This is a genomic window from Sulfolobus sp. B1 (assembly GCF_007050195.1).
Taxonomy (GTDB): Archaea; Thermoproteota; Thermoprotei_A; order Sulfolobales; family Sulfolobaceae; genus Saccharolobus.
Genome location: NZ_QIMI01000122.1, coordinates 1 through 4,845 on the forward strand (window position 1 = coordinate 1; position 4,845 = coordinate 4,845).

Consider the following 4,845-nt stretch of genomic DNA (forward strand, 5'->3'; position numbering starts at 1 on the left):
TTTTTTTATCCCTTCTTTTAGTTATCCCAATATTCTATTTGTTGTTTTATGGTTTTGGTCCGTTTTTCATTAAGTCTGTTGCATTTAGTAGATCACTTTTATCATCTATAGCTTTGACCTTCTTCTCCTCTGCAGTAGCTGTAACTATCATAGTAATTGTTTTCACACCTTTAGCTTATTATTTGGCTAGGCATAAAAACCCAGTTATAGAGACTATAGTTGACGTTCCTGCATCCATACCTCATCCGCTAGTAGGTATTGCACTTGTTTTCATCGATAGTCCTGTAAATCCTTTGGGAAAGTTTCTATATTCTCATGGCATAATTTTTTATTATTCTTACCTAGGTTTGATACTAGCATTGATTATAGTGTCTTCCCCCATTTACATTAGATCTGTTCAAAATTTCTTTGAGTCTTTGCCAACTTCATATGAGATATATGCGATGGGTTTAGGTGCGTCAGAGTTTAGGGTTTTCGTATCTGTAGTTTTCCCGTTGTCCATAAAGGGTGTAATTTCAGCCGGCTTAACTTCTGTAGCTAGGGCTATAAGTGAATTTGGTTCTGTCGTAATAATAGCGCCATACGTCTCCGGTTGGTTGTTTAATGGAGACTACGTTGCTTCAGTATACATTTATAATCAATATCTAACTTACTTTAATGCATCAATTACTGCCTCAGCTTCCTTGCTGCTTTTTTCAATAATTCTTATTGTAGTAATTAGAATTATAAATCATTATTTGAGGTAAATAGTTTTTCTTGTAATCAAGATTTACCTTGAAAGGATAGTAAATGTTTTTAAATTTTTTTATCTTAAGTAAAGGTAATATGAAGAAGCGGAGTTTGTTATTGGTGTTACTGATTTTATCTCTATTGCCTATTATATCTGTTCATGCTACATCAACAAATTTTAAGGTATCATCTAATTATGTCTCTTCGTTACCTTATCAAGATTCTAACTCAGCCTTAGTTTATTATGATGGCAAATTATATGTTATAGGTGGAGATAATACACCAAGGCAAGTTTGGATTTATTCTAATGGAACATGGTACCAAGGACCTAGCTTACCATTTAATATAATAGGAGGTACAGCTGTAGTCTTTAATAATACGATCTATTTGTTAGGGGGGTATAATAGTTCTGGTACTATTCCTTATGTACTTATGCTTAATGGAGGTAAATGGGTTGTAGTAAGTAATAATATGCCAGATCCAGCTTATGATGTAATGGCTTTCGTTTATGATAATAAAATCTTCGTGGTAGGTGGAGAGAATACTACTGGTTTAATCGGTATTTATTTTCCCCCTGCTAATGAGGTGAGGGTGTTTTATCCAAATAATGATAGTTGGTCTATTATTGGCTATATGCCAGTTCCTACTGCTCATGGGGCTTATGTATTTAATGGTTCTGATCTGATTATAGCGGGAGGATATATCGGTTACGGGGCTTATACTAATGATATTTTAATTTATAATCCCCAGAGTAATCATTGGACAGTATTGAATGGTGTTTTACCCTTCTGGATAAAGGGTGGGGCTTTAGCTTATTATAGGGGTGTAATTTTCATTGTAGGAGGTTACACGTTCACCGCAAGTTCTGGAGGGGTAAATAATGCGATATATGCCTACTATAATAATAATCTCCGACGGGTTGGTTATTTGGTTAATCCTGCTTTTGATTTTGGTTATACTCAAGTTGGTAATGTTTTATATCTAGCTGGCGGGGAGAGTAATAGTTTTACTGATGTATCTACATTTCAGGATGTTATATTTATGTTTCCCCCGTTACCGCCTAAAATAACTTCCTATGCCTCAGGAAACGAGAGTGTTAGTTTATCGTGGACACCTGTCAGTTTAGCTAGCGGTTATGAGATAATGTACTGGTCTAATGATGGCTTTAATACTTCAGTTAACGTTGGGAATTCGACTAGTTATACGATAAATGGTCTTCAAGATGGTGTTCCTTATTTCTTTGAGGTTTTGGCTTACAACTCCATCGGTTATTCTTCACCATCTAATCTAGTTGAGCTTATTCCTGCTTCAGTTCCCAATTCACCTAATATAAATTCTATAAAATACGGTAATGGCAACGTCACGTTATCATGGTCTCCTCCCTCATTTTCTGGAGGTTATCCGATTTTGGGCTATTACTTAGTAGTTAAGAATGGTAGTAATGTAGTTTCATCTTACTACACTAATTCTACTAGTTTAACTATAACCAATTTAGTGCCTAATGTGACTTACGATGTGTATGTTTACGCATATAATAAGTTAGGGAATAGTAGTCCTTATATTATAGCTGTAACGCCTATAACTAAAGCTAAGATAACAGCTGTCTTAAGTAAATTACAAAGTGGTATATTAGTTAATTACTCAGTTGACTTTCCAGCAAATGTTACTCTACAACTGTTTTACCCGAACGGAACTTTACTATCTAGTGTTATGAATCCTTTGGATAACTCCTATTTATTTAAAGTACCTGAAGAGGGAAATTATACTCTAGTTATAGTTGCATCTAATCCAGCTGGCACTTCTAGATTTATTGAGAAAATAATCTATTATTTACCTCCTTCAGCTCCTCAAATTTCTTTAGTAGGTTTGGGTAATGATCTCTACATCGAATGGAATAGTGTTAATGGTGCATTGAGTTATCTAGTTTACGTTAATGGCAGTTTAGTGTATGAAGGACCAGGTACATCTGTTGTAACTAATATATCTAATGGAACTTTTCTGGTTAAGGTATTTGCTGTAAATCCAGCTGGGAGATCGCCAGCTGGTATTGCAATTATTCATTATTCTGGGGATTATGTTACTATAGTTCACATGAAAGTGATTAACATATCTGTTGTAAAGATCGTTTCTGGTTCTGCTACGGATGGAAGTGGTATTAGTCTAGAGCAAAGTATTGTTATAATACTTTTAACGATAATGATCTTGCTTAGTATCGCTATTATAACTAGGGGAAGAGGTAGTAGTTATGATTGGTAAATGGGGCCGCCGGGATTTGAACCCGGGACCACCAGCGTTCTGGTGGTGGGGAATAGATCCCCAGGCTGGCATCCTAGTCCAAGCTAGACTACGGCCCCTTAATAGTGAATATGTAAAAGGGTATATAAATTAACCGATAGGTAATACACACGTGATTTTTTTACTTTCGGTCAACTCTCTCCCCCTATTTATGCGTAAAGTATGATGCGTATAACCGCAATTTGAGATTTATTTATATTTTTCATACTTCTTAATAGGTGGTCATCAATTCCAGTAAAATATGTTTGCAGAAATTGTGGAAATACATTATATAGATTTGAAAAAGTTGGACAAGACTTTTACGGGGTTAGAACTCCTTCAGAAATAAAGTCCATATTTGGAGGAAAGTGCCCAAAGTGTGGGCATGAGTTAAATGTTCCTAAATTGGAGGACATTAAAATAATATTGAAGAAGAAGATTGCGAAACCGGTGATTCTAGAGTATTAGTTTAATTATTTCTTCTAATGTCAATTCATGTTTTATATATTTTATGGCTAAGTCATTTTTCTTTAAATATGCTGATAGTATTTTAGAAACGTTTCTAGGCTTCTCTTTAATAGAAGCAGAATCATAGTCAATTATATATGTTCTCTCGTTACTAATAAGGACGTTCTTCCAAGGTCTTGATAATTCCTCGTGTTCTATTTTTTTATCTTCTAACAATTTTGCCCTCATTAGTAGGTCAAATATTATTTCCTTTCTCTCATTTTTACTTAATTCTCTTCCCTTTATATATTCCATTAAAATGTAATTCTTACCGTAATCATATACCTTAGGAGCTATCTCTTCTCCAGCTCTCATTTGCATCTTAGCTTCCATTTCTAAACTTTCTTTCGGGGAATCAGTCCGTCTTATCTTTAATACCTTATTTGGCTCAACAAGTGCAATAATCCCGGTTTTTCCTTTACCTATAACCCTTAGCCTTCCTATAATGGTCTTTCCATATGAGTAAGCGTACGTAAACCCAGCTTGAACTAGTTCTCTTTCTATCTCTGCTGAGTAATAGGGATAAATGAAATGCCTTATTTCAACCAAGGTGGGGTCTTTCTCAAGAATCTCATCAAGTTTTCGTCCATATTCTCTCCTTGACTCAGCCAATGTGTTTCAATAGAGAATTTTGGCTTTAAAATTATATTATTTTTTACGATTTCCTCCACGTTATACAATTTTCTTTCCTTTATAGAATATAGTCTGCCATCATCCCCTATCCAAATGTTTTCATTTTTTTCTATAAAGTCTATTGCCGATTCAGAATAGTACGGTGGTCCCGCGTTTAAGTAATATTTGCCAATCTCCTTGCTTTCTAGCTGTATTGCAATTGTTATCTTTTCAGAATTATTCCAAGCTTGAATATCGATAACTTTAAATCCATTTATCTCTAATACAGTTCTAATTTTATTCATACTTCTCTTTATTTGCCCCCAAACTATATCCTCCGTTATTTTTTCGTGGATTAATAAGTTTATGATTAATACATCTCCTTTAATTCTGGAGTAATTTATTTTGCTAGGGAAGAAAAACTCTATCGACGGGTTTTTAAGATATTGCCTAGAAGCCAACGAGAATGTTGCAAGGTTCTTAAGCGATACTGCAGCTGTAACGTTCCTCTTAGGGTCTACTGGATCTGGTAATATTAATGGTTCATTAAAGATTTTGGCTGGTTTTACGATTTCTATTAAGGTTTTGGGTCTCCATTTAGAGGCATTCTCTAGTACTTTTCTAAAGGATTTGAAATAAATTACTAGAAGTTCTGCTGAATATCCGGAAAACCCTTGTACTTTTATTTCCGCCCCATACACTCCTATTCCTTTCATAAATCTC

Annotated in this window: 4 protein-coding genes, 1 tRNA gene and 1 pseudogene; 3 read left to right on the forward strand and 3 right to left on the reverse strand. The window is 34.6% G+C overall.

The window, feature by feature from the left end:
• Both DMP16_RS07935 and DMP16_RS07940 read left to right on the forward strand, forming a co-directional pair.
• A partial coding sequence (locus tag DMP16_RS07935; protein ID WP_255446839.1) for an ABC transporter permease occupies positions 1-746 on the forward strand: 746 nt, incomplete at its 5' end.
• A 79-nt stretch (positions 747-825) separates the two neighbouring features.
• The gene (locus tag DMP16_RS07940; protein WP_231961209.1) at positions 826-2,985 is read left to right on the forward strand and encodes a fibronectin type III domain-containing protein; all 2,160 of its coding nucleotides are present in this window, start codon (positions 826-828) and stop codon (positions 2,983-2,985) included.
• A gap of 1 nt (position 2,986) precedes the next feature.
• Here DMP16_RS07940 and DMP16_RS07945 read toward each other — a convergent pair.
• Positions 2,987-3,083: transfer RNA gene (locus DMP16_RS07945), tRNA-Pro, on the reverse strand.
• A 169-nt stretch (positions 3,084-3,252) separates the two neighbouring features.
• On the opposite strand from DMP16_RS07945, the gene DMP16_RS11565 reads away from it, so the two are divergent.
• A complete protein-coding gene (locus tag DMP16_RS11565) occupies positions 3,253-3,471 on the forward strand; it encodes a hypothetical protein (protein ID WP_083216429.1) in 219 nt (72 codons plus the stop codon).
• On the opposite strand, the gene DMP16_RS07955 is transcribed toward DMP16_RS11565, so the two are convergent.
• A complete protein-coding gene (locus tag DMP16_RS07955) occupies positions 3,460-4,059 on the reverse strand; it encodes an RIO1 family regulatory kinase/ATPase (RefSeq protein ID WP_069281612.1) in 600 nt (199 codons plus the stop codon). The genes DMP16_RS11565 and DMP16_RS07955 overlap by 12 nt on opposite strands.
• Positions 4,047-4,845 (reverse strand): annotated as a pseudogene (locus DMP16_RS07960) (tRNA CCA-pyrophosphorylase); the annotation flags it as partial. The gene DMP16_RS07955 and the pseudogene DMP16_RS07960, both read right to left, overlap by 13 nt.